We start from the raw sequence: 24758 nt of genomic DNA on the forward strand, positions 1-24758 counted from the left end.
CGGCCGGGGATCGGCCTCACGGCCTTCCTCCGGGCGAGCCCCATGAGGTCGCGGTAGTCGCGACCGCGGCGGGGTGACAACCGGCCCATCCCCGCCGTCGGTTCGTGGCACGATCGCTGCGTTGTCGCGTCCGTACCCGGACGCGTCGACGCGGAGGGCCACCGGCAGACCGCGAAGGGCCACCAGCAGGCAGTGGGCCACCAGCAGGCAGAGGGCCACCGGCAGAGACGTTCAGGCCGGGCGGCCCTTTTTCATGTCATGGCGTCAGTGGTCCACGTACTTCCCGTCGCAGCTGTAGGTGCGGGTCCTACCGTCACCGTTGTCGTCGACGTAGCTGAGCTTGACGCTCCCGCCGTAGATCCACCCGGCGGTCGTGGTGCCGTCCAGGCGGGCCCACCACCAGACGTTGTCGTAGCTGTTGACGACGCTGCAGTGCAGCCAGACCTTCAGCCCTCTGGCGAGCTTCGAGACGGTGGAACAGGTTGCGTACGGCCCCGTGCGCAGCGGTGCGTCCTCGACGAGCACGGCGTAGCCGTCGCCGTTGTAGCTGTGGCTGGGGCTCGCGGGGCATCCAGGAGCGGTGGTGCTCGCTGTGGCAGGGGGCTTCGACACCGCGGCGGCCGGGCGTGCCGACGGAGAGGTCGTCGGCGTGCCCGATGCGGCGGTGGTCGGGGACGCGCCGGGCGGCTTCTGGGTTGATCCCGGTGCGGCGCTCGGGTCGGCGGCGCCTGGTCCGCCCGGGCCTGCTGCGCCGGGGGTGGTGAGCCCTGGTCCGGGCAGCACGGCGTCGGGGCCAGCCCCCTTGGGTGCCACGCGACGGGACTGATCACCATCGGGACCAGGGCCGCCCACCGAGGCGGTCATGGGCGTCGTTGGCGCCGGCTCGTCGGAGCGTGGGAGCAGCACGGCCACAAGGGCGATCGCCGCGACCGCCGCCACGGCCGCGATCGCCGCAAGCAGCCACGGCGGCCGGGCGCCGGGAGCCTTGCCAGGCGACGGCGACGGCGACGGCGGCTGCGACGGGTGGCGGGCGGCTGTTCCCACCGGTGCCTGGGCGTATCCGTGCGCGGGAAGGCGTCCCGGGCTCGCCGGGTAGTCGCCGGAGCCCGTTCTGACACCCGGCATCGCACCCGGTGTTGAGGTTGGTATCGCGGTTGGTATCGCGCCTGGGACATGGGTCGGCGGATCCACCTGCGGTGCGCGTGGCTCAGGCAGGCGGGCGACGCGGTAGCGAGTGATCTCCGCCGCGACGGTCGGGGGAAGCCAGTCAGTCGTGAGGCCCTGGTGGTCCTGGGCGGTCAGCCGCCCGAGGGGAGCCGCGAACTGGCAGAGCTCGATCAGTTCGGTCGGCGTGGGCCGCGACGTGGGGTCCTTTGCCATGCAACGGGACAGGATGTCGCGCAGGTCGTCCGAGCAGCCCGCCCAGTCCGGCTGCTGGTGCTCGATGCGGTGGAACACCGCGGCGTCCACTCCGAACGGCGGGCGGCCGGTCAGCGCGAAGTAGGCGGTGGAGCCCAGGGCGAAGATGTCGCCGGGGCGGTCGAGGGGCCTGCCCTGGACCTGTTCCGGGGCCATGAAGGCCGGGGTCCCGAGCCGGGCGCCGGTCTGGGTCATCGCCGCCGTGGCCGCGTCGATCGCCCGGGCGACCCCGAAGTCGATGACGCGCGGGCCGTCCGGCGCAAGAATGACGTTCCCCGGTTTGAGGTCGCGGTGAACCACGCCGACCCGGTGAATGGACTGCAACGCCTCGGCGACGCCGGCAATCAGCATCAGGACGGTCGATTCGGGCAGCACACCGGTCCGGGCTATGGCGACCGCGAGGGAGGGCGCGGGAACATAGGCGGTCGCGATCCACGGGCGAACGGCGTCGACGTCCGCGTCGATGACCGGGACCGTGTACGGGCCCTGCACCCGCTGCGCGATCGCCACCTCCTTCGCGAAACGAGCGCGGAAGTCGGGATCGGTGGCGAACTCCGGCCGCACCACCTTGAGCGCCAGCGGACGTCCGCCAGGGGTGTGTGAAAGGTAGACCGCGCCCATGCCGCCCTCGCCGATGCGGGCCTGGAGCGGGTAGCCGCTGATTTCGTAGGGATCGGTGGCGGCCAGCGGGGCGAACACACCGTCCCAGGACGGGCGCGCCGACCGGGGCCGGTCCATGTCTCGGCCCGGCTCCAGCCCACTGGGCCGGTCAAACGGCTGGCCCGGGTCTGGCCTGGCCGCAGTGGGTGGCGTGCTGCTCATCCTGCCCTCCGGGCGCTGCCGGCGTGCCGCCGCGGTGCCACGGTGATCCCGATCATGGGCAACGGAGGTAGACCACTGGTAGATCACCTGATGCGGACGCGTCTCGTGTCCTGGTGTCTCGGTGTCCTGGTGTCGCGGCAAGTCCGTTTTCATCATATTGGCTGACCTGCGGCCCGACCGTCGGGGCCTGCATCGGCTGCGGTGCCCGGCGTGACTGCCCGAATCCTGGGCAGGTTCCAGGCGATGTCATGGATTCGGCCGGCTGCGGTCGGCGGACCACGGACTGAGCAACGCGCGGATGACCGCTGGTGATCTGTGCCCGTGGGGACGGCTCCTGGGGCGTGGGGACGACTCCCGGGTGTGAGGAGGTCATGTATGTGCCATCTGTTCGCGATGAGCGGCGGCGCGGAGCGGATCGAGGCGACCTTCTGGCTGCTCGACGCCCCGGACAACCCCCGCACGCAGACGCGCCGCCCGCCGGACGGCGCCGGCCTCGGTGTCTTCGCCGAGGACGGAACCGCGCAGGTGCGCCGGCAGGCGATCCGTTCGCGCGCCGACACGGCGTTCGCGCGGGAGGCGCAGCAGGTGACCTCCACCACGTTCGTCGCGCACGTTCGGCATGCCTCGACGGGGCGGGTCGACGACGCCAACACCCACCCCTTCCTGCAGGACGGCCGGATCTTCGCCCACAACGGGGTGGTCGAGGGCCTGGACAAGCTCGACGCCGAGCTGGGGCCGGCCCGTGCGGGCGTAGCCGGCGACACCGACTCCGAGCGGTACTTCGCCCTGGTGACACGGGAGATCGCCGCGCGGGACGGAGACGTCGGCGAAGGAATCACTGCCGCGGTGAACTGGATCGCCGAGAACCTGCCCCTGTACTCGATCAACATGGTGCTGGCCACTCCGCGTGAGCTGTGGGCGCTTCGCTACCCGGACACCAACGGCCTGCACGTGCTTCAACGCGCCCCGGGTGGGCGTAACCAGCGTCATCTCGACCACGCGAGCCCTTTCAGCGAGATCCGGGTCCGGTCCGTTGACCTGCGGACGCGACCCGCCGTGGTGGTGGAGAGCGAGCGGATGGACGAGGACCCGCGATGGCGCCTCATGGCCAGCGGTGAACTGCTGCACGTGGCTCCCGATCTGTCCATGACCTCTCGGCTGGTGCTTGCCGGACCGCCGGCGCATGCGCTGGATCTCGACGACCTTCGCCCGGAGGCGGCCGCCTCGCAGACCGCCGCGGTGCCCGACATCCAGATTCCCGCCTGAACGTAGCGAGGCGGACTGCGAGGCAGCTGACCGTGGCCTGTGGATAACGTGTGGAAATCATGTGGAGAGCTGTGGACACCTGTGGTGGATGTGATCGCGATCCTGGGAGTTCGGCGGTATGAATTGCCTGCTGGGAGGGCTTTCGCCGCCCCGCGGAGCCACGCTGCCGCACGCGGGCTTCCTGTGGATGACCTGTTGACAGCCTCAGCTGCTTCCGTCGCGGGCGCTGGGTTGCCAGCCCCGTCGGCGGGGTCGGCGCGGCTTGCCGATCGCCCGGTCGGTGCCTGGCGCCAGGCCCGATCGGGCCGGTGGGCCGACCACGGGGGAAGGGTGTGAGAAGCGCCCGGTTCAAACCCGCGACCTGCGCTCTTCCCGCCTGAGCCCGCCGGACGGCTGGTTGCTCAGGGGTCACGAGGTCCCCGCCGAGGGTGACGATCGTCCTCCTGGCTGGCTATGGTCGTTACAGGGTCCGTCTCACCCGATCCGCCGTTGTGGTGGTGGCATCTCGACTTCCCGGGCGAAACCCACCACCCCCAATCCGACACGGTTCGCTTAACCTCTTTCGTTTCAAGATCGAAATGGTGGTCCGGTGGGCCGATGATTCGTCACCAACGGGTCGGATGTAACCGATGTCCACCGGCCAATCGGGGTGGCATACCCGTCAGGACCACACCGAGACGTGAGGAGGGCCGCGGCATCGGGTAGGACGACCCGATCGGATCGCGGCGTCGATGACGACGATGTGACCAGCGAGAAGGGATCACAGAAGTGACCATGAATGTCGCCAGGATCGGGCTCTGGATGTCCGCGAGGCAGTGGCCACATGGCACGGCCGAACGTCGCGACACCGCTCAGGAGCTTGCGGAGCTCGGCTACGACATGGTCTGGCTGGGCGGTGCCACGGCGGACCTCGAGCTTCCGGCGGCGTTGCTGGAGTCCACCGAGCGCCTGTGCGTCGGTACCGGGATCCTGAACATCTGGACCGAGTCGGTGGACCTGCTGGCCGACACCTACGGAATGCTGGAGAAGGCACACCCCGGCCGCCTGCTGCTGGGCGTGGGCGCGGGGCACGCGCGGATGGTCGAGAGCGTGACCGGCCGCCGCTATCGTCGGCCACTGGGCGCCGTGATCTCCTACCTGGAGGCGCTCGACGCGGTCGGCATCCCGGCGTCGGCGCGGGTGCTGGCGGCGCTGGGCCCACGCATGCTCGGTCTGGCTGCCCGCCGGTCGGCCGGGGCACATCCCTACCTCGTCACGCCCGAGCACACCCGGATGGCGCGGGAGATCCTCGGGCCGGGCGCACTTCTCGCGCCCGAGCAGAAGATCGTCCTGGAGACGGACCCGGCCCGGGCGCGGGCGATCGGCCGGGCCGCACTGTCGATCTATCTGGAGCTGCCCAACTACACGAACAATCTGCGCCGGCTCGGCTTCACCGACGCGGATCTGGCCGCGGGTGGCAGCGACCGTCTGGTCGACGCGCTCATTGCCTGGGGCGACCTGGACAGCATCCGGACCCGGCTGGAGGAGCACTGCGCGGCTGGTGCCGACCAGGTCGCGGTGCAGATCCTCACCGACAACAAGCAACTCCCGCGGGCCCAGTGGCGCATCCTCGCCGCCGGGCTCGATCTGAGGCCACCGGCGGTGGCCGGCGCGGTCAGCGGAATCTGAGCCCGAAAAGACCCCGGCACTGTGTGGCCGGGCCCGTTGGCGATGGTCAGCGAACAGTTCGCGATGGTCAGCGAACAGTTCTTTCTGGCGGGCCGGCCGGCGATAACACTTCGCCGCCCGGCCCGATCGGGTATCGGCGCCTACTCGCGCCGGTAGTCGCGCCTGTTCTCACACCCTCGTTGTGATCATGTGACGATCTTGCGCTGACAGGGCGATCACTGCCTGCGAAGGCGGTGTGCCTGCCAGGCCGGCTGGTCGTGCGCGCGGCTCCGTACTGTGTCGGGAGCCCGACAGGCCAATTACCTACCGGGTTCACCCCATGGTTGGGAAGTGTCGGCTGGCGATGCAAGTATCGGGTCGGCGACCGACGGCTCCCACGGCCGTCGGCGCTCGCGATCATGACCATGAAGGGAGTGTGATGATCGAGGCACGAGGGCTGACGAAGCGCTACGGGCGCACCGTCGCAGTCAACGCCCTGTCCTTCACCGTGCAACCCGGCCGGGTGACTGGCTTTCTCGGCCCGAACGGCGCGGGCAAATCGACGACGATGCGGATGATTCTCGGGCTTGACCGGCCTTCGGCCGGCGAGGTTCGAATCGGCGGCCGCCGATACACCGAGCTGAAGGAGCCGCTGCGCGAGGTGGGCGCCCTGCTGGAGGCGAAATGGGTGCACCCCAATCGCTCCGCGCGGGCGCACCTGCGCTGGATGGCGGCTTCCAACAGGATTTCCGCGAAGCGTGTCGACGAGGTTCTGGACGCTGTGGGCCTGACCGCGGTCGCCGGTCGCCGCGCGGGCAGCTACTCGCTGGGCATGGCCCAGCGGCTGGGCATCGCGGTCGCGCTGCTGGGCGACCCGGGCGTCCTCCTGTTCGACGAGCCGGTGAACGGGCTCGATCCAGAAGGCATTCTCTGGATCCGTCAGTTCATGCACCGGCTGGCGGACGAGGGCCGCACTGTCTTCGTATCCAGTCACCTTCTCTCCGAGATGGCGCTCACCGCGCAGGACCTCGTCGTCATCGGTCGTGGCCGGCTCATCGCGCAGACCAGCACCAAGAGCTTCATCGAATCGGCCGCCGACTCCTCGGTGCGGGTACGCGGGCCTGAGCTGGCGCGGCTGCACAGCGTCCTGGCCGGCCAGGGGCTGGCCGTCCAGGAGCAGGCGGCCACCGAGGACACTCCGGCGGTGCTGGTCGTGCGTGGAAGCTCCACCGAAGCGGTCGGTGAGCTGGCAGGTGCCGTGGGGCTGGTGCTCCACGAGCTCACCGAGTCGCGTGGCTCGCTGGAGCAGGCCTTCATCCAGATGACCGGCGGCGAGGTCGAATACCAGGCCGGTGGAGGCACCGCGCCAGCCCCCTCGGGAGTCGCCGTGCCAGTCGACGCGCAGGTGGCGTTCGCTCCGCCTGGGCCGGTCTCCGGGGCGCCCGGTTTCCCGCCGCCCGGGGCCGTACCGGCGCCCGGTGGCGGGTCCGGCCCGGCTGCCACTCGGGAAACAGCCAGCCGCGGTGGTCAGGAGGGCCCGGCTCAATGACACTCATGACAGTCGAGCGGATCAAGCTCTTCTCCACCCGCTCCCCGTGGTGGTGCATGATCATCACGGTGGCGCTGACCGTCGGCCTGACCGCCATCTTCAGCGCCGCGACGAAGCCGGACGACCTCAGCGACCTCACCCCGTCCGTCACCCAGTTCGCCTACAACTTCGGGCTCGTCGTGATGATGGTGATGGCGGCGCTCACCGTCACCACCGAGTACCGGTTCGGGACGATCAGGTCGACCTTCCTCGCCGTTCCCGGTCGGACGCAGGCTTTGCTGGCGAAGACGGCCGTCGTCGCCGGGCTCGCCGGGATCGTCGGTGAGATCACCGCGGTGGGCTCCTGGGCCATCGCCAAGGCGATCAGGCCGGACGCACCGCTGGCACTCGACACCGGCCAGGAGTTCCGAAACGTTTTCGGGGTCGGGCTGATCTACCTGCTCGCGGCGGTCTTCGCGATCGGCCTCGCGCTGCTGATCCGGCATACCGCCGGGGCCATCGTGGTCATGCTCGTCTATCTCTTCCTCGCGGAGAGCCTGCTGCCGGCCATACCCCGGATCGGGCCCCACATCCAGGACTGGATGCCCTTCATCGTCGGAAACAACTTCGTCGTCGCGGGCCAGCTCGAGACGGACGACGGGCCGCCGGTCATCGAGGGCCTGCCGTTCGGGCCGTGGGGATCGCTGCTCTACTTCGCCGCGGTCTGCTTCGGTCTGCTGGCTCTCGGCCTCATCAGCGCCAAACGCCGGGACGCCTGACCTCCGTCGACATTCGTCCGGTAACCTGCGCGCCCCGACCGGGTCCCCTGGTCGGGGCGCGCTCCGCGTTTCGGCGGGAGGCGCCCGCAGCCGGACGCATCGGGCGCTGCCCGCCGGGTAGCGCCTACTACGATGCGACAGCGACGGCGGCGGGTCTGGGCTCGCGATCCGGGGCATTTCGGCGCCACCTCGGCGGCTCGGGTCGCGATTGTCGCGCCAGCCGCGCTCGCGCTCACCGTCGGGATCGCCGGTAACGTGCGAATGAGCCTCTTCGCCTGGTTCGCCGTCATCGCTCTCCTCGAGTTCGTCGAGTTCGAGGGCCCGCGAACAACGCGGCTGCGCGCCTATCTCACGCTCACGGCGACCGGCGCAACACTGATCGTCCTCGGGACGCTCTGCTCGCGGTCGATCTTTCTCGCGGTCACCATGACCGCAGTCGTCGCGTTCGTCATCCTGTTCTCCGGCGTCCTCAACCCCTATGTGGCCGTTGCCGGACGTTCCGCGTTACTCGCCTTCGTTCTGGCGGTGATGACACCGGGGCCACTGACGGCGATACCGGAGCGACTCGCGGGGTGGGCCATCGGCGCGGCGGGTTCGATCACCGCCGTGATGCTCCTGAGGCCGCGCCGTCCGCCCGACCGGCTGCGGGCGAACATCGCGGCGGTCTCCCGCGCCCTGGCCAGCGGGGTGGCCTGGCCCGCAGCGGCGGAGTCGGCGGCGCAGACAGCGCGGATCTGGACGGAGCTGCGGCGGCTGCGACGCGAGTTCGCCGCCACGGTCCATCGGCCCACGGGGCTCGGCGGGCGGGCCGCGGCGCTCGGGTACGTCTTCATCGACCTCAACTGGCTGATGCCGTTCGCCCTGCCCTGGCCGGAGCGGGACCGGACAGCACGTGCCTGCTTCCCCGCCGAGGCCGCTGAGCTGCACGCCGCGGTGGCAGCGACGCTGCAGGCCATCTCCACCCGGATCGAGCCGGCCGCGCCGGCATCGACCGGGTCTGCCGCCGCCGGTGATGACCGGCTCGGCATGGCTCGCCTGGAACGGGCCGAGCGCGCGATCCGCGCCGCGCTTCTGGCCTTCCTGCGCAGCCAGGAGCACCAGGAGCACCAGGAGTATCAGGAGCGGCAGGTTCGGCAGGGTCGGCATGATCATCTGAAACACGAGAATCGCGGAGAGGAGTGGCAGGCCAGGGCCCGGGCGCGGGGGAGCGCAGGATTCGGCCCGGTCCGCGCCGAGCACGCCGCCGCTGAGGCGTTTCGGCTGCGCAGGCTCGCTCGGGGCACCCGTGACCTGGCGCTCAACGTCCTGAAGGCGACCGCGTCCACCCGTGGCCTCGGCTCCATCGAGCGCCTCCGGCCCGCGAAGGCCGCCACCGGCCCCAGGCATTCGTGGCGGGAGCGCTCGTGGCGGGAACGAGGCACGGTCGCGACCGACGTCGCCGCCGGGTACGCCAATCCGCGATCGGCCTGGTTCCGCAACAGTGTGCGTCGAGCGCTCGGGCTTTCGCTGGCTGTCCTCATCGCCCAGGCCGTAGGGGTCGACCACGCCTTCTGGGTCGTGCTGGGAACGCTGTCCGTCCTGCGGACCAATGCGCTCGCGACCAACGCGGCGGCAGCGAAGGCACTCGCCGGCACCGTTCTCGGGATCGTCGTGGGCGGCCTGACCGTGGCCATCGCCACCGCCGGCGGCCACTGGGCCGCGCTGTGGGCGGTGCTGCCGATCGCGGTCTTCCTCGGCAGCTACGCCCGCCGCGTGGCAGGTTTCGCGCTCGGTCAGGCCGGCTTCACGACCGCGGTCATCCTGCTCTTCAACATCGTCGCACCCGAAGGGTGGCAGGTCGGAATTGTTCGGATCGAGGATGTTCTGATCGGTTTCGCGGTCAGCATCGCGGCAGGCGCGCTGCTGTGGCCGCGAGGCGCGGTCGCGGTGCTGCGGGCTCGGGCCGAATCCGCGTATCTGACCGCGGTGGATTTCCTCGAGACCACGGTGGCGAGGTTGCCCGGCACGCTCGGACCACGCGTGGGGCTGGAGGCCGGGGCTGGTGACGAGCCGGTCTCGGGGGCGGGCGCGGGGCATGAGGCAGGCGCTGAACCTGGGGCGGGCGCTGAACCTGGGGCGGGCACGGCGCGTGGGGTGGGTATGGCGCTTGGAGTGGGTACGGGGGCTGCGGTGGCAGCGCGGGAATCGGATGCGGAGGTGGCGGAGGAAGCGCGCCGCGCGATCCGGTCCGGTCGTCTCCTGGACGACGCCATGCGCCATTTCCTCGACGAGGACCCTCCGGAGCGGTTCGACATCGACGCGCTGATGATGATCGCGGCCGGTGCGCAGCGGATGCGCCGTACGGCACAACTACTGCGGCATGGGGACGTCCGCTGGCCCCCGGACCTGTCCGACTTCGACAGGACGTCGGCATTCGGCGCTGCCTTCGCCACGGCCCGCGAAGCGCTCGCCCAGGATCTGGATGGTCTCTGCGACTGGTACCGCCGTTTCGCGGTGGCGCTTGGGGCCGCCTGGCGCCCACCCGAGCCCGACCTCGCCCCGGGCGGCGGCGGACCGGCCGGTCTGGCGGTGCTTCATGAGGTGGAGCACCTGCCAGGCCACCCAGAAACACTCGCCGGCATCGCGTTCGCCGCCCGGGCCAGCTACCTCGACATTCTGCGGGGAATCGAGCCCATGCTCACGGCGGCCGCCACGGCACTCGAACGAAGGTCCGACGGTGGCGCTGACGACGACGTGGATCGTCTGTGGTCCTCCGCCGAGGATGCCGCGGACAGGGATCCGTCCAGGGGCGTCGCCGGGAGTGCGGGCAGTGTGGGCAGGGTGGGACGGATTGTGGCGGATGATCATCAGGGTCCGAAACCCCACAGGTCACGGCCTGCCTCGGTGCGCTCGCGCGCCTTCATCCGGGCCTCGTAGACGTGCCGGTGCCCATCGGTGAGCTGGTCACGGACCCGCTCCTCGGTGGCGACAAAAGGGCGATAGTACAGATCGTCGTATTCCTCGACGATCTGGAAGGTCCACCGGCCGTCCAGGACGTTGCGGCCGTACAGCTCGCGGCGGACCTCGCCTGCGACCTGCTCGTGCCCGGCCTCCCGTAGTGCGTCCAGCGCCTCACCGAGAATGATGTCGGCCCGCCCCGAAAGCTGGTGGAACGAGTAGAGCGCCCCCCGGGCCCGTTCCACCCACTCGAGTGCCTCACTCAGCCGCCCGGTGGCGTTGACCGTCGCCTCGTCGAGATGCGGGACGGTGCGGTCTTCCGGGGCCGAGCCCGCCCCGTCGGTGACCGTGGTCGGCGGCGTGTTCACCTGGCCTGTCAGCCGGGTGACGTGATCCGGCCGACTCGCGGGTTTCTGATCATGTGTTCTGGTCACAGTCTCGACCTGCCCTGATCGCCGTCGACACAACCCATCGGCGGAGTCGCATGATCGCAGGGCATGTTCCCCAGATCAGATGCTCGTCGGACCACCAGATCAGGCCGCATCGATCCGCTCGGTGACAGCCCGGCCCTCCGGCGTCGTCGGGCCATCTGCCGGTGCAGCCACGACGCCAGGAGGTGATCGCGAACGGCTCGATCGAACGGGCCCTCGGCACGCCCGACGCCGGAGCTGCGATACTCGACCATGACCACCCGGCCGGCGACGGTCCGGACGGTCACGCGGAACAGGCGCGGAACGGCCCTACGGACGATCGGGGCCAACCGGGCTGAAGCTGCAGGTCAGGAGGGCTCGCCTAGTGGCCGATGGCGGCGGTCTTGAAAACCGCTAAGGGGAGTGATCCTCTTCGTGGGTTCGAATCCCACGCCCTCCGCTCTGTGATGTCTCGGGACATCGGAGACAGCCGGACCTACGATTCGCGGGTTCGGCTGTCGCGCGAATCCCGCCCGGGACAGGGCGCGTGACCTCGAGCCCCCTGCCGAATCACCGCCGTCGAAGTGCTCAACCAGCCACCGGCCGCGTCACGACGTCCGGCCCCGCCGCCGCCGAGCCGCCGGCGAGTGCCTGTCTCAGGCAGTCACGGACCCGGCCGCGCAGCCAGCGATGCTGGCCGTCCGCGTCGTGACGGGGATGCCAGGCCTGGGACAGCAGCAGCGGTGGGAGCCGCAGGTCGAGGTCGAGCGGGACGAGGCCCAGCGCGTCCAGCTGAGCCCGGCCGAGCCGGATCGGTGCGATCGAGACGAGATCGCTGTGCGCCACCAGCACCAGGGCCGCGGCGTGGGTCGGTACGGCTGCGGCGACCTCGCGGCGCAGGCCGTGGGCGGCAAGCATCTCGTCCATCGGGCCGCTTAGTCTGCCCCGGCGGGAAGCGGTCACGTGCCGGGCGGCTGCCAGCCGGGCGAGTGTGACGGGTCCTGTGGTCAGTGGATGGCCGGCGCGTACCACGGCGATCGCCCGCTCCTCCCCGACGGCCTCGGTGAGGATCTCTGGGGCGGTCGAGTCGATCTCGCCGATCTCCAGGTCGGCCGTGCCGTCCCGGAGCGGGTCGGACCGCAGGTCCGGCTCGGGGAGGAAGCGGAGCCGGACACCGGGTGCCTCGGTTCCGAGCCGGTCGAGGAGATCGACCCCGATCGCGGTGATGAGCAGGTCGCTGCTGAGGATCGTGAACGTCCGGGTCAGCGTCGTCGGGTCGCTGGGCTGCGCCGGTGCGAAGACCGCCTGGGCGCGCAGAACCAGGTCGTGGACCTCGGCGCGCATGGCGAGTGCCCGGGGTGTCGGCACCATGCTGTGACCGGCCCGAACCAGGACGGGGTCGTCGACCGTGCGGCGGATCCGCCCGAGCGTGCGGCTCATCGCGGACTCGGTCAGGTGCAGCCGGCGGGCCGCCGCGCTGACGCTGAGCTCCTCCAGCAGCGCGTCCAGGGCAACCAGCAGGTTGAGGTCGACACCTGACAGGTCCGATTGACTTCGGTGCACTAATCAACTGTACAAGTTGCATTTGAAGCCAGATCGTCTTCTTCCTACAGTCGTGGTGAGCGTTCGAGGGCAGGCCCGCGGCCTTGCCCAGGCCGGCCCGCGGAGCCACTCGGCCCACAGACCCACAGACCCACAGACCCACGGACCCGCGTAGCCCGGTGGCTTCCAGGTCGCCCAGCTGCTTCGCGGCCTGGCTCCTCCGAACGCGGATCCCCTGCCTGCCACCTGAAAGAGAAGGACGATCTTCGTGCCCTCGTCATCGCTGCTCGCCCCGCCCACCGCGAACGTCATCGACCGCCTGTTCGGTGCCTCAGAGACCGACGACGCGGCCTTCACCGCGTTCCGCGCGGCGCATGCCGGCTTCGTCCCGCGGGAACTGCCCGCCGCCAGGCTCGCCGAACTCACCGGTGACATCTATATGCCGGTTTCCCGGGAGACCGGCGTCTTCCTCTACCAACTCGTCCGTGCTGTGCGGCCCAGGCTCGTCGTCGAGTTCGGCACCTCTTTCGGGATCGCTGCGGTCCACCTGGCCGCCGCCGTCCGTGACAACGGGGCCGGACGGGTCGTCAGCACCGAACTGTCGCCGAGCAAGGTCGCCGCAGCCCGCGCCAATCTCGCCGAGGCGGGGCTGAGCGATGTGGCGGAGGTCTGGCCCGGTGACGCCCTGGAGACACTCGCCACCCTGCCGGGCCAGGTCGACTTCCTGCTGCTGGACGGCTGGAACCACCTCTACCTGCCGGTTCTGAACCTGATCGAGCCCGGACTGTCGAAAGGAGCGGTGGTCGTCGCCGACGACACGGTGCTGTTCGCCGACGACACCGCGGACTATCTCGCCTACGTTCGCGACCCCGCGCACGGCTACATCTCCAGCCCGCTGCCGATTGATGACGGTCTGGAGCTCTCCACCCGGCTTTGAACCGCGATGCGGTGGCTGGCCTCGGCGCCACCGGGCCACTCGCCGGCGTTCGTGGGCGCGGTGGGGCTACTGCGCTTCCCATGAGGCTTCCCATGAGGGAGTGCGGCTCCCTCGCGAACAGGACGCCGGCGACGGCCGCGACCATCGTCGGCACCAGCAGAGGAACGGCCGCGGGGGCTCGGGTCAGGCGTCCGGCGGCGACGCTGGGCGAATGCCCCCAGCAGGACGACGGCCGGAGTGGTCGCCAGCTCCACGACAACAGGCCTGGCCCACCGCGCCCGGGCGCGGAAACGAGAGGGAGGAACCGCAGCGCGACGAGGGCCGGTTCGGATCTACGGCCTGGTGCGCTCAGCTGTGGCTCGACCAACGAGACCAGCCTGGCCTTGGCTTGGTCCGCGGCGCTCACCTGGGTTGGGCTCCCGGACTCCGCCGGGCCGTGACGGGCTCGGCCCGGCGACGGGTGCCGGTCCAGGTCGGTGCAAATCAAGCTGTATGGGTGGATGGTCGCACTTCAGGTCGGTAACCAGTGGCGCTGGAGCTCGTTCTTCCGTGCCGTGCCGCCATCCATAAACCAGGTTGCCGTTCACCCGTTGACGTTAATCCCTCGCAGGAAATCTCGTCCGCCGTGATTAACCCACCGTTCGGGACCCGACCTGGCCGACCATAGAGCGTGAACGCTGTCGATGTTCCTGCTCACCCTTTTGTCGGATTATGGTAGGATAGGCGCTCGAGATTTGTCGCCACGAACGGCTCAGCTCGGACCCTGTCGCCGGTCCGGTAATGCAGTCGCTCCAGCGTATTCTCTTATTTCACGGCGACCACTGGCAGATCGTTCGTCGCAACTACACGGGCTGCCTTGAAGTATTAGGCCAGGAATCCGGGTAGGGATGCGGCGGAGTGGCGCACCGGGAGGATGTCCAGCGTCCCGGTTCGCTGTAGCGGCTGATTGCTCTTGCTGAGTGGTATCGCCGCATGGGGGTGGCCACCTTCCTCCGTCTGAGAAGCGGAACGAGCAAGGGGGTTATCGATGAAGCTCGACAAGAAGCGAGTTTGCGGAATGCTGGTTTCGGTGCCCGCGGCTGCGGTGCTGATGTTTGCTGCACCGGCGAATGCGGCTGCTCAGGGTGGATCCACGGGCTCGTTTGGGGGTGGCGGTGCTCAGGGTGGTTCCACGGGTTCCTTCGGGGGTGGCGGCGCTCAGGGTGGTTCCACGGGCTCGTTCGGGGGCGGTGGGGCTCAGGGTGGGTCGACCGGCTCCTTCCGCTGAGAAGTTCCTAGTGTCCGCCTAATTTTTGTTTGGGTGTGACGGGCAGCCCTCCCTTCTCCCATCTGGAGAAATCTGCCAGGTGGGAGAGGCGGAGGGCTGTCGCATGCATGAAGAGCTGGGTGGAATGATGTTGCGAGGATCTCCCTGATAGGGGTGTGTACTCGCACCAATCACACCAGGTGGGCCGGGTTGGTGATCTGATCTACTTTTGCCATGTGATCCGGTCCGGATGAGTTCGACGCTTTGCTGTCGCGAAATATGTCACTCGAAATTTTTCCGCAACACGCCGGTCTGGTGGAAGCGGTTGATCCGACGGCTTGATAGCTACCATCCCGCTGCGACGAGGTGGATCCTGATGTCGAGCGGGGAAATCATGATTGTTAAGAAGACTTGGTCCGTTCTGGCTCTGGCCGGTGGAATATCTGCTGCTGCTATCTTGTCGGCGTCTCCTGCCAGGGCTGACATATCGATAGCCGTTGATCCGGCTCCAGCCAACCTGGTGGCGCCCGTGGTCGCTGTAGGAGATGGCCAGGAGAGTGTCGGAGAAGTGGAGCCCAGGGTTTTGGATGCCGGGCAGGGCCTGGCTATTCCGAGCGGATTGAATCTCTCCATTCTGTCGACCGGAAGCATCACGATCGGTATTGGCGCGCCGGTTACTGCGGAGACCATTGTCGGTGGCCCGACGAGTACCTTCGGTGCGGCGTCCAGCGCTCAGGGTGGGTCGACTGGCTCGTTCGATGGCGACGGAACCCAGGGCGGGTCATCCCAAACAACCAGACCGGTTGAGGAAGGCGTGACCATCGATATCTCCACACCGCGGAACCTTGGCGGCAAGGAGACGACCGGGTCGTTCGGTAAGGGTGGCGCTCAGGGTGGGTCGACCGGGTCGTTCGGTAAGGGTGGGTCGACCGGGTCGAACCACGCGGCCGTCGACGGCTTCGCACCGACCGGGAGCGCTGCCGACACGTCGATCAGCCAACTCCTTCAGGATCTCCTGGAGTTCTCCGCGATTGTTCACTGGCTTGGCTTCTAGAACAGTTCCGCGGATGGTCCACGGAAAATGCGGAAACCGGGTGCGTCGCAGCGCCAGATGATTTCGCGCATGTGGACGAGTAGATCCCGGCTGGGTGGGCTCATCCTGTTCCGAAGAGCCATGGCGATGGTTGTTGGGGCGGCGGTCGCGGGTCCCCGGCCCGCTGGTGCTGATCGGTGCGGGTGCAGCGCTGTGATCGGTGCGGGTCGGCGGACGTGTGTCGACCCGCACCGGCGGACAGCGGTGGATCAGGATATGCGGGCGATTCCGCCGTACCAGCTGACCTGGGCGTCGGTCGGCCCGTCCGGCGCCGGCTCGGCCCGCCAACGATGGACGATCTGCACCCCGGGCTCGACGAGATCGAGACCTTCGAAGAAGCCCTCGATCTCCTTTCGGGTCCGGGTGGTGAGGGGGATCCCGCGCTGCCGGTAGATCTCGACGAGTCGCCCGGCCTCCTCCGGCGCGACGTCGGCCGTGCAGTGGGTGAGCGCGAGATAGCTGCCCTTGGGCATCGCGTCGAGGTACCGACGGAGAAGCTCGGTCACCTCGTCGACGTCGGGGAAGAAGTGGAGGATCGCGATCAGGGACAACGCCACGGGGCTGCTCATGTCGAGGGTTTCCCGTACCTCGGGCGAGGCCAGGATCTTCTCCGGTTCGCGCAGGTCGGCGTCCAGGTAGGCGGTGCGGCCTTCGGGTGTGCTGGTGAGCAGTGCACGGGCGTGCGCGAGGACGATCGGGTCGTTGTCGGCGTAGACCACCCGCGACTCGGGGGTGATGCTCTGGGCGACCTCATGCAGATTGGGCGAGGTCGGGATGCCGGTGCCGATGTCCAGGAACTGGCGCAGGCCCACCTCGCCGGCAAGGTATCGGGTCGCACGGTGGACGAAGGCGCGGTTCTGCTGGGCGGCGATGCGCAGTGCCGGGAACGCCGTCAGCGCATGTTCAGCGGCTTCCCGGTCGGCAGGGAAGTTGTCCTTGCCACCCAGAAAGAAGTCGTACATGCGAGCGGAATGCGGGACGTCCGTCCGCAGGTCGACCGGCTCGATCTGCTCCACCGGCCAGCCATACCTGTTCTTGTTGTCGCTCACGTCCCGGCCTCTCTCAGCGTCGTCCGGACATCGGCATGCACCGTCCCCGCATGCGTCTTGCCGGCGGCCGAGCGGTATCTGCCTGCCGGGTCAGGGAGCAGCGAGATGTTACCGAATTATGATGGTTCGATCTCAGGGAGTGGCAGGTGGGTCGGCAACGGGACGTGGCGTGGTAGCCCCGCCTGGTGCACGCTCCAGTGGGCGGCGGCCCAGGCGGCTGGCTCCTTTTCCCTGAGTTGAGGAGGATTCGGTCGTGACTGACAACGGTGAAGAGGCCCCCGGCGTCACTCGGACCCGAGGGGCTGCCTGGCGTCTGCTGGACAGGGTGCTGCTCCACGCCCGGGTGGAGTCCGTCGGAATGCTCGCCCGCCGAACGCGGCGCATCGTGCTCACCGGTCCGGCGCTGGCGGATCTCGCCTGGTCACCCGGGCAGAACGTGACGGTGTTCCTCGCCGATCCGACCAGGCTGGCGGGGTGGCGCAATGGCCCACGTGACCTCAAACGCAGCTACTCGGTGTGGGACTACGACCCGTCCGGCCGCATGGAGCTGGCCGTGTACGACCACGGCGGCGAGACCCCTGGGACGTCCTGGGCCCGTCGGGTGGTCCCGGGCGACGAGGTCATCGTCACCCGGCCGGAGGGGCGCCTGGTGACCCGTCCCGAGGCGGGCGTGCACCTCTTCGTCGGAGAGGACACGGCGGCCGTCTCGTTCGGCGCGATGCTCCGCACGCTGCCCGCACCGACCCTGGTCCGTGGTGTGATCGAGTGCGATGAGGAGGATGACCGGCTTCCGCTGCCGCGTGCCACGGAGCTGACCTGGGTCCATCGGCGCGGTGTGCCTGCCGCCTCCTCCTCGCTGCTGACCGCGGCGCTCGCCGATCTCGATCTCTCCGGTGGCGAGCCCGGCGCTGCCTACGTGGTCGGTGAGGCTCGCACCTGCCAGGCTGTCCGGCGCCATCTCATCGATGAGCGGGGCTGGCCCCGGCAGCGGGTTCTGGTCAGGGCCTTCTGGACCCCGGGCCGCCGTGGGATGGACTGACCAGTGCGTACGCCGCGGCCGTGGCAAACGGGGCCGCGACCGGCGGAGACTCCTTCCGGATTCCTTCCGTGATCGAGGCAGGCGCGGCGTCCGCCCACCCGATCAGGCCGCCAGCCGCGCCGGCCGGTGGCCTGCGCCGGCCGGGCAGGTGGCTGCGGGCCGGTTCACCCCAGGCGGGGGAGCGCCGAGGGTCGTCCGGGGCCGGACCTGCGGCTTCCCGTCGGCGGGCTTGCCCGTGTGAGCCCAGGTAGCCGTGTCGGCGGATCACCTGGAAGGGCCAGCGAAGGGCGCAATGCCGAAGAACTCTGAAGAGTCGACGCCCGGTTGCGTGACGCTTGTGCCGGTGTACGACAGGATGGCCGGGTGCCTCCCCGCCGCTCTGCTGGTCGGCGCGCGATCCCGACCCCGCTCGCGCCGAACACCGCCCCACGTGCCGTTTCGGTGACGCTGCCGACGCGTCCGGGCCCGTCGTCTCAGCAGGCGCTTCCCCTGCCTGTCGACTCCGCTCGTCAGCCTGTGCGCCTGCGTGACCTTCCCACCGTGGTGAGCTGCGGAGGCTGCGACCAGCGCTGGTCCGAGCTGGAGGCCGCGCACTGCCGGGCCTGTCATCAGCTCTGGCCGACAGTGGACGGCTTCGATGACCATCTTGTGGAGTGCCCGGCCTCGCCGGAGATCGCGCCCAGGAAGGCGAAGCGGATTCCCGACCAGCGCCGGAACTCCCCGGAGGCAGCCCAGGAGCCGGCCGAGCGTGCCCAGCCGTCGGCGGGGGCCGCGCGGGACGAGTGGAACGTCGCCTGACCGCAGGCCGCTGTCCGCTGTCCGCGTCGGCGTTCGTCCCTTCCTTCGCGCCGGACGTCGCGCCGGACTTCGTATCGGTGTCCGCGTTTGGCGGTCGTTCTCGGTGGATGATGCGGTCATTGGGCCCGACAGCCCGGTGATCGGGTCAGCAAGCTGCTACGTTCCGGCGCGGGAGCGTGCGCGCGCGTTCCGCGATGGTGGGCTCGGAACGGGAGGACGGCATGACCGTGTGCGGGCTGCTGCGGCTGGACGGTGCCGACGTCCGCCGGTCGGAGCTGACCGGAATGCTCGCGGCGTCCTCCATCGGTCTTCCCGCCGCGCGCCGGGTGCATCTGGATGGTTCGTTCGGTGTGGTCACAGCCGCGGATGATGCGGTCGGATCCATGCCACCTGTGCTGGTGGGGCCGGCCGGGCTGGTCGTCGTGATCGTCCACCACGGGGCGGGAGCGAGGGTGGTGCGGGTCGGTCGAGCCGGGGGCGCCCGAGTGGCCGCGCCGACGAGCCAGGCAGGCGCCGCCACCGGGCCTTTCCGCACCGCCGGTTCGATCGGTACCGTCGGCCCGCCGGGGCGGCGTGCCGCCTCGGACGGATCCGATGGCTCCTCGGCCGGCACCGGATCGGTGACTGTGCTGCGTCCCGCCGGTCCGCGCCCGGTCGGCCTGCGTCCTGCGGACGCGGGGGAGTCGCTCCCGGCGGTGGATGCCGCGGATGCCGCGGGCGGCGTGGATGTTGTGGACGCCGGGGCGCCGTGGCGGGAGCCGACCGGCGACGGCGGCTGGGACGAACGCAATCACGGTGTTCGGGCAGCGGACGCGCTGATGGCCTCGTACCGCGCCGCCGGGCAGCGTGCGCTGGGCACGCTGGGCGAGCATCTGTTGGCGATCGTCTGGGAACCGACCCGCCGAAGACTGATTGTCAGCCGGGGTGGCCGGCGTGCGGATGACCTGGTGGTCTGGTCCGACGGCCGCTATTTCGCCTTCGGCGCCGAGCCGGGGCAGGTGCTCGCGGTGGGGTCACTGGGCTCCGTCCGCCCGCGCCGGCTCGCGGCTGGTGAGACCCTGCCGGTGACCGTGGCGACCAGGCTCCGCAGGCCTCCCGCGGCCGACTTTCTTCCCCAGGAAGCCGAATCCGCCGTGTTGGACACTCCTGTCACCTGACCGGCGCACGCCAGGTGGCGCACCGCGGCATTCGTGAGCTATGCGGAGGCGGCGCCCCGGCCGGCCCGTACGAGGGTGACGACCTTCCGCTCCGCGACAAAGGACAGGAAGGGGATCGTGCCCGCCAGCATGAGGAGGATCGTCCTCTTCGCGGGGAACCGCAGGCGGCTCGCCAGATCGAACGCCGCGGCCAGGTAGATCATGTAAAGCAGCCCATGGATGGGCCCGATGGTCTTCACCACGGCCGGCTCGTCCGCCAGATACTTCAGCGGCATGCCGACGACGACCAGAAGAATCAGCACCACGCCGACCACGTAGGCGATGATCCGGTAGCGCAGCAGCGAGGAGCGGACGGCGGCGGGCGTGGAGCGCGGCCCGCCCTGTGCGCCGGGTCTGCTGGGCTCGGCCGTGCTCGGCCGGGACGTCACGGGCTCTGAGGATGCCGTCACCGGCGGCCTCCCTTACGGTCGTTGTCCGGGCCGGTGGCGTCGCGTTCGTACAGCGACGCGAGATAACGGTTGTAGGCGGCGAGCTCGAGGTCCTCTTCGGTCTCCGCCTCCGAGCCGACGGCCGAGACCTGGCCGGGACGTGCCTGGGGCAGCGGGGTTACCGCGACGGCACCCGCGGTGCCCTGCTGCGGCACGGTCGCCGGAACGGCGGCACCAGCGGCACCCGCGACACCGGTGGCATCCGCGGTGCTCCCGTCGACGGATGGCGCGGGAGCCTCCGGAGCTATGCGCCCGCCAAGGCCCCACTGGGGGCCGGAGTCCTCTTCGGCGTCCCGCGGATGGAGGTCCTCGGAGACCATCCGCCACCACCAGTAGGCGACGAAGGCCGCGAAGATCGGCCACTCGACGCCGTAGAAGAGGTTCTGCATGCTGCCGTGATCGGACTCACCCTTGGTCCACTGCCAGATGCCCATCCGCAGGAAGAGCCCGATCAGCGCGAGCGCGAGCGCATGGCGGGCGATCCACGACGGGCGGAGCAGAATCCTGCGCACGCAGCCGACGGTACCTGTCCGTCCGCGCGGGCGGGTAGCTCCGGCGATCCGGACGTGGCGGGCGTAGGCACCGGCGATCTGACGACGGATCGGAAAGCGGCCACGGTGAGCGACCCAATGGATCACGAGGCCCAACGGATCGCGGGACCGTGGAAGTGGTGGTGGGAGGTCCGTGGACGCGTGGAGGGCAGCCCTCCCACCATCCGCGGGGCTCGGTGACCGCGGGCGGATGACGGAACCGCCGACGGAGATGTGACGTGTGAGCTCCGCGTGCTGGCACCAGAGCGGTAGTGCTCCGGTGCCAGTGTCGGTTCGGCCCGCCCGCCCGGCTGGGGGGGGGTTAGCGGGGATCGGGCGGGCCGGAACGACCACCACAACCTGGCGCGGTATGCGGTGGTGCGCTCATATGTCCAGTCGTCCGGGGGCCGTCGGAGGTTGCCGCGGATCGCGGATTTTTTTTCCGTTGTTTTTCGGGGTGATGCGGTGCCGCAGTGATGGCGCCGTCGGAGGGCGTGGACCTGCCGGCGCCAGTAGCCGGTGCCGGTGTCGACGGGTCTGCTCGGCCGACGGATCGGCTCGGCCGACGGGTCGGCTCGGCGGTCAGTAGAGGACGGCCGCCGCGAGGGTGAGCATCCGGCTGCCGTCGCTCGCCGTGACGCTGATGGGCGTCGATCCCGCAGCACGTGGAAGCCACACGGAGAGCACGGCGTCGGCGTCGCCGTTGGCCTTGGCGCCATGCGACGAGCCCAGTGCCACCTGATGGGACTCGGCATCCCGGCCGTCCCCGACGACCACGGTGAACGCGGCGTTCGGCCCCCCGAGATACAGGTCGAGGCGTCGGGGACCCGATCGTGCGTCGATGCTCAGCCGAAACCGGGAGGTGGCGAGGCGGTCGTTGTCTCCCGTGCCGGACGCGAGCGGCCGGCCACCCGTCCACGAGAAGCTGTTCCGGAAGCTGCCGGCCGCGGTGGCCGCGGCCAGGCGGCTGGTGTCGATGCTCGCGGCCGGATGGGCGGCGCGGGTCTGCACGCCTGCGTTGAACAGCACCCAGTCGAGGCAGCCATGCGCTGGTAGGGCCGTCCGCTCGCTGGCACCGAACACCCGAGCGGAGGCGGAGCTGCCGGCGGACTCGCGCGTGGACGCATCGCGATCGTGCCCCGTGCCGGACGAGTCCCCGAACCGGTGGTAGGAGGAGTCGTCGCCGTCGCGGCCCTGCGTGCCGGTTGAGGAGTCACGGTCCTGTTGCTGGCCATGCTGACGGTCCGAAGCACCGCCTCCTGCTCCGCCTCCCCAGCCGGAGCTGCCTCCCCAGCCGGAGCCGGATGCCGAGCCCGCCATCCCACGCGCCGTTCCGCGCACCGTGCCAGGCTTCGTGGCACCGGTGCCCCCGTTGGGTTGTTCCCCCGGGGACGGGCTGGTGGCGTCGGTGGTGGGCGTCGGCACCGGCGGAGTCCGCGTCGGAGCGGCGGACTCGGCGAGCTGTTCGGACGGCCGCACGACGCCCTTGGTCGGCGGGGGCTCGGTGGTGGGTGCGACGGGAGTCCGGGTTGCCGGGTGTGATGAGACAGTCACGGTGCCCAGGTCGGGGCTGCTGTGAGTGAGCACGCTGCTCAGCAGGAACACCCCGACGATCGACGCGGCGCCGGCACCGGCGAGGAGCGGCAGGCGGCCTCGGCCTCGGTCCTGGGCCGGGCGTGGCCGTGGTCGGACCCCGCCCGGCCGTTTCGTCACCAGGTCGCGGCGCCCGGACGTCGACCGAGGGGTCCACGTGGCGGACCGACTGTCGACCGTGCGGTCCGTGCCGGGCGTGTCGTCGGTCGTGCTGGTCCCGGCCGTGGCGGACGCGCCGGCCGGGGGCAGCGCGGGTTCCGTGGTGAGCAGGCCTCCTGCCTGGAGGCGGGCACGGATTCGCTCCGTGTTCGGATCGTGGCTTGCGAGTTCGCGGGCGAACAGGGCCCGCAGTGTGCTGGTGAAATCGTCAGCGGGCGCGGATTCGGGGCGCGCGGCGTTCCCGGCAGCTCCGGCCTTCCTGGCAGCTCCGGCGTTGGCAGGCCCGGTGTTCTCGGTGGGCCTGTGCACGCCGCCGAGAACGCCCGACGGCTCGTTGGTGGAAGCTGGGCGCGTGTCGGGGATGCCGCTCCCAGGGGTGTGCTCGTCCGTCTGGGAGCGAGCAGAGCGTCTCGTGAAACGATCACGGAACATGACATGCCCATTATGCGAGTACCGGGGGTTACCCGTGAACGCGCACTGTCGCACGCGCCCGTTCATACGGCCTCCACGATCAGGAAATCCGGGTGGGAGCGGTGACATCGTGGGTGGCGTGACCCCCGTGTCAGCTCAGCTCTCACTGCCCCGGAGCCGGCCGTGCGCCTCGCCCTCCCGTAGCCGGTTCAACGCTGACCGCGCGGCGGCCGCCGGATCCACCGCGCCACCGACGCGCCGCCGGGACCGTGGGGCACCGCCACGGCGGGCGGCTGCTGAACGAGTGGTGGGTGGCTCCTGCTGGGGCACGGATCTGCCCGCTTCGTGGGGTGGGCTCAGGTCTGGCCGCGCGCCGAGCAGCCGTTCCAGCTCGGTCACGGCCTTGGAGGTCTGGCTCTTGACCGTGCCGACCGAAACGCCGAGGATCCGCGCGGTTTCCGCTTCGGAAAGATCAAACGCGTAGCGCAACACCACGCAGGCCCGTTTGCGTGCGGGCAGGGCCATCAACGCGGCACGTAGATCGACCGCGGCCGGTAGATCCGCGTGCTCACGAGCTTGTCCGGCGTGATCGCCCATCATGCCGAGTACCGCCAGGCCGCGGCGTTCTCTGATCATCCGGCGTAGTCGGCTCGTCGCGAGGTTCGCGAGGATGCGCCGGACATAGGCGATCGGGCTGTCCGCCGCGCTGACCCGATCCCAGCGGGACCAGGCCGCGGTGAGCGCGTCGGCGGTCAGGTCGTCGGCGACATCGCGGTCGCCGGTGAGCAGGTAGGCGAAGCGTGACAGCTCACGGTGGTGGTTCTCGAAGAAGATCTGGAACTCGTGCCGTGCGTTCGGCTGGCCGGCCAGGTGGCCCGAGCCGTCCGCCGGGTGCTCTGGGAGAGGCTCCGGCTCCTCGGTGTCGCCGCCCCACTGGGTGACCACGTCGCTGCTTGTTGCCAGGAGCTCCGCTCCCCAGTCCGGCGGGGCCGCTTCGAGTGGTACCGCCTCCAGGAGCGTGGGATCCAGCAACGTCGGATCCCACCGGGGTCGGTGATCGGTGCGCAGCCGAGGGGAATGGGCGCCGAGCTCCGCGACGCTGTCCACACTCACCAGGCACACTCCCGAGGCTTGTCTGGGCGATCCCGTGTGCCCTTGTCGCGGTGGCGCGGTGCTGGCGGCGCGGTTGTGTTAACCGGCGCGATAACACCGCACTATTGGACGGTACTCCGCGCTGGAAGTATCGCGAAAGGGGTTGAAGGCGACTAAATCGTGTCGCTGGGATGTTGTCGGCCGCGTCGGTCCGTTCAATCACTCCGGCACTGTCCTCGTGGCGCCCGTGATGGGCTGAACTTTCGTGTTTCATGTCCTGATGTCGTGACGGATGTGCGTGGACCGGTACCTGACCGGAACGGCGCCGGCTCGCTGGGCGGGTGCGCGTGGAACGGGTAGCCGTCAGCGGGGCCGTGGTACGGCGGAACGCGATACGGGCCGGGGCGGTACGCCCGCGATGTTCCCCGCGACGGGATGCGGGGTAGGCGAGCGGTATGGCCCCGCTGACTGACACAGTGCCGCCGGACGCAGTGCCGCCGGACACAGTGCCGCCGGACACAGTGCCCCCTGACCCCGCCGTGGCTGGAGGCCTCGCCTCGCGTGCCGGGGGGCCGCGCGTTGCCTGCCGGCCGATGGTCGCCTGCCGGCCGATGGCAGTGGCCGCGGCGGTCCCGCGGCGTCCCGACAGCCCACCCCCGCTCGACCCACCCCCGCTCGACCCGGACGCGCCCATTCCGGACGACCCGGGCCCGCTGCTTCCCGACAGCCCGGATCTTCCGCCGGCGCCCCACGAGCCGTCCCCCTACACGCCCCCGGTCCCCGAGCGGCCGGAGCCGGAGCCGGAGCCCGTCTGAG

The 24758-nt window shown here is 70.1% G+C and carries 19 protein-coding genes and 1 tRNA gene; 12 read left to right on the forward strand and 8 right to left on the reverse strand.

Going from position 1 to position 24758, the window contains the following annotated elements; translation table 11 throughout:
- Positions 1-264 precede the first annotated feature (264 nt).
- Complete coding sequence (locus ACG83_RS26715) at positions 265-2241, reverse strand: serine/threonine-protein kinase (RefSeq protein ID WP_054568983.1); 1977 nt, start codon at positions 2239-2241, stop codon at positions 265-267.
- Between the two features lie 375 nt (positions 2242-2616).
- Between ACG83_RS26715 and ACG83_RS26720 the strand changes: the two genes are divergently transcribed.
- The 5 genes from ACG83_RS26720 to ACG83_RS26740 all read left to right on the forward strand — a co-directional run bounded on the left by ACG83_RS26720 (position 2617) and on the right by ACG83_RS26740 (position 10377).
- Positions 2617-3507 (forward strand): class II glutamine amidotransferase, encoded by an 891-nt coding sequence (locus ACG83_RS26720; protein ID WP_054568984.1) that lies wholly within the window; start codon positions 2617-2619, stop codon positions 3505-3507.
- A gap of 768 nt (positions 3508-4275) precedes the next feature.
- A complete protein-coding gene (locus ACG83_RS26725) occupies positions 4276-5175 on the forward strand; it encodes an LLM class F420-dependent oxidoreductase (protein ID WP_054568985.1) in 900 nt (299 codons plus the stop codon).
- A 418-nt stretch (positions 5176-5593) separates the two neighbouring features.
- On the forward strand, positions 5594-6703 hold the full coding sequence (locus tag ACG83_RS26730; RefSeq protein WP_054568986.1) for an ABC transporter ATP-binding protein: 1110 nt from the start codon (positions 5594-5596) through the stop codon (positions 6701-6703).
- Positions 6700-7461, forward strand: coding sequence for an ABC transporter permease (locus ACG83_RS26735; RefSeq protein WP_054568987.1), 762 nt, complete (start codon positions 6700-6702; stop codon positions 7459-7461). The genes ACG83_RS26730 and ACG83_RS26735 overlap by 4 nt, the downstream gene beginning before the upstream one ends.
- Before the next feature lie 132 nt (positions 7462-7593).
- Positions 7594-10377, forward strand: a complete 2784-nt coding sequence (locus ACG83_RS26740; RefSeq protein ID WP_054568988.1) for an FUSC family protein — start codon at positions 7594-7596, stop codon at positions 10375-10377.
- Here ACG83_RS26740 and ACG83_RS26745 read toward each other — a convergent pair.
- Positions 10308-10766, reverse strand: coding sequence for a hypothetical protein (locus ACG83_RS26745; RefSeq protein ID WP_054569170.1), 459 nt, complete (start codon positions 10764-10766; stop codon positions 10308-10310). The genes ACG83_RS26740 and ACG83_RS26745 overlap by 70 nt on opposite strands.
- A 413-nt stretch (positions 10767-11179) precedes the next feature.
- Between ACG83_RS26745 and ACG83_RS26750 the strand changes: the two genes are divergently transcribed.
- Positions 11180-11268: transfer RNA gene (locus ACG83_RS26750), tRNA-Ser, on the forward strand.
- 128 nt (positions 11269-11396) lie between these two features.
- On the opposite strand, the gene ACG83_RS26755 is transcribed toward ACG83_RS26750, so the two are convergent.
- Positions 11397-12371, reverse strand: coding sequence for a LysR substrate-binding domain-containing protein (locus tag ACG83_RS26755; protein ID WP_054568989.1), 975 nt, complete (start codon positions 12369-12371; stop codon positions 11397-11399).
- Between the two features lie 247 nt (positions 12372-12618).
- Here ACG83_RS26755 and ACG83_RS26760 point away from each other — a divergent pair, with 247 nt between their 5' ends.
- Positions 12619-13287, forward strand: coding sequence for an O-methyltransferase (locus tag ACG83_RS26760; RefSeq protein WP_054568990.1), 669 nt, complete (start codon positions 12619-12621; stop codon positions 13285-13287).
- A gap of 1622 nt (positions 13288-14909) precedes the next feature.
- Positions 14910-15587, forward strand: coding sequence for a hypothetical protein (locus tag ACG83_RS44565; RefSeq protein ID WP_152991524.1), 678 nt, complete (start codon positions 14910-14912; stop codon positions 15585-15587).
- 248 nt (positions 15588-15835) lie between these two features.
- On the opposite strand, the gene ACG83_RS26770 is transcribed toward ACG83_RS44565, so the two are convergent.
- Positions 15836-16675, reverse strand: coding sequence for an SAM-dependent methyltransferase (locus ACG83_RS26770; RefSeq protein ID WP_054568992.1), 840 nt, complete (start codon positions 16673-16675; stop codon positions 15836-15838).
- A gap of 253 nt (positions 16676-16928) precedes the next feature.
- Between ACG83_RS26770 and ACG83_RS26775 the strand changes: the two genes are divergently transcribed.
- The 3 genes from ACG83_RS26775 (at position 16929) to ACG83_RS26785 (ending at position 19669) form a co-directional block, all read left to right on the forward strand.
- Positions 16929-17714 carry a siderophore-interacting protein gene (locus ACG83_RS26775; RefSeq protein ID WP_054568993.1) on the forward strand — a complete coding sequence of 262 codons (786 nt, stop codon included), beginning with the start codon at positions 16929-16931 and terminating at the stop codon, positions 17712-17714.
- A gap of 441 nt (positions 17715-18155) precedes the next feature.
- The gene (locus ACG83_RS26780) at positions 18156-18512 is read left to right on the forward strand and encodes a hypothetical protein (RefSeq protein ID WP_050796123.1); all 357 of its coding nucleotides are present in this window, start codon (positions 18156-18158) and stop codon (positions 18510-18512) included.
- A gap of 221 nt (positions 18513-18733) precedes the next feature.
- Complete coding sequence (locus ACG83_RS26785; RefSeq protein WP_054568994.1) at positions 18734-19669, forward strand: hypothetical protein; 936 nt, start codon at positions 18734-18736, stop codon at positions 19667-19669.
- Positions 19670-19707: 38 nt separating this feature from the next.
- Here ACG83_RS26785 and ACG83_RS26790 read toward each other — a convergent pair whose 3' ends face one another.
- The 4 genes from ACG83_RS26790 to ACG83_RS26805 form a co-directional block, all read right to left on the reverse strand.
- Positions 19708-20118: a DUF3817 domain-containing protein gene (locus ACG83_RS26790; protein ID WP_076828826.1), complete on the reverse strand. Its 411-nt coding sequence runs from the start codon at positions 20116-20118 to the stop codon at positions 19708-19710.
- On the reverse strand, positions 20115-20669 hold the full coding sequence (locus ACG83_RS26795; protein WP_054568995.1) for a hypothetical protein: 555 nt from the start codon (positions 20667-20669) through the stop codon (positions 20115-20117). The genes ACG83_RS26790 and ACG83_RS26795 overlap by 4 nt, the downstream gene beginning before the upstream one ends.
- A 600-nt stretch (positions 20670-21269) precedes the next feature.
- On the reverse strand, positions 21270-22871 hold the full coding sequence (locus ACG83_RS26800) for a hypothetical protein (protein WP_152991525.1): 1602 nt from the start codon (positions 22869-22871) through the stop codon (positions 21270-21272).
- A gap of 135 nt (positions 22872-23006) precedes the next feature.
- The gene (locus ACG83_RS26805; RefSeq protein WP_054569172.1) at positions 23007-23963 is read right to left on the reverse strand and encodes a SigE family RNA polymerase sigma factor; all 957 of its coding nucleotides are present in this window, start codon (positions 23961-23963) and stop codon (positions 23007-23009) included.
- Positions 23964-24553: 590 nt separating this feature from the next.
- On the opposite strand from ACG83_RS26805, the gene ACG83_RS26810 reads away from it, so the two are divergent.
- Positions 24554-24757, forward strand: coding sequence for a hypothetical protein (locus tag ACG83_RS26810; RefSeq protein ID WP_054568997.1), 204 nt, complete (start codon positions 24554-24556; stop codon positions 24755-24757).
- The last annotated feature ends 1 nt before the right edge of the window (position 24758 follow it).

The sequence above is a fragment of the Frankia sp. R43 genome (assembly GCF_001306465.1).
GTDB lineage: Bacteria > Actinomycetota > Actinomycetes > Frankiales > Frankiaceae > Parafrankia > Parafrankia irregularis.

What these genes read in the sequence shown, in the direction of transcription:
- ACG83_RS26740 (WP_054568988.1), top strand. Translation starts at nt 7,594, where the DNA reads ATGCGACAGCGACGGCGGCGGGTCTGGGCTCGCGATCCGGGGCATTTC.
- ACG83_RS26810 (WP_054568997.1), top strand. Translation starts at nt 24,554, where the DNA reads ATGGCAGTGGCCGCGGCGGTCCCGCGGCGTCCCGACAGCCCACCCCCG.
- ACG83_RS26800 (WP_152991525.1), bottom strand. Translation starts at nt 22,871, where the DNA reads ATGTTCCGTGATCGTTTCACGAGACGCTCTGCTCGCTCCCAGACGGAC.
- ACG83_RS26720 (WP_054568984.1), top strand. Translation starts at nt 2,617, where the DNA reads ATGTGCCATCTGTTCGCGATGAGCGGCGGCGCGGAGCGGATCGAGGCG.
- ACG83_RS26735 (WP_054568987.1), top strand. Translation starts at nt 6,700, where the DNA reads ATGACACTCATGACAGTCGAGCGGATCAAGCTCTTCTCCACCCGCTCC.
- ACG83_RS26730 (WP_054568986.1), top strand. Translation starts at nt 5,594, where the DNA reads ATGATCGAGGCACGAGGGCTGACGAAGCGCTACGGGCGCACCGTCGCA.
- ACG83_RS26785 (WP_054568994.1), top strand. Translation starts at nt 18,734, where the DNA reads ATGACCGTGTGCGGGCTGCTGCGGCTGGACGGTGCCGACGTCCGCCGG.
- ACG83_RS44565 (WP_152991524.1), top strand. Translation starts at nt 14,910, where the DNA reads ATGTCGAGCGGGGAAATCATGATTGTTAAGAAGACTTGGTCCGTTCTG.
- ACG83_RS26715 (WP_054568983.1), bottom strand. Translation starts at nt 2,241, where the DNA reads ATGAGCAGCACGCCACCCACTGCGGCCAGGCCAGACCCGGGCCAGCCG.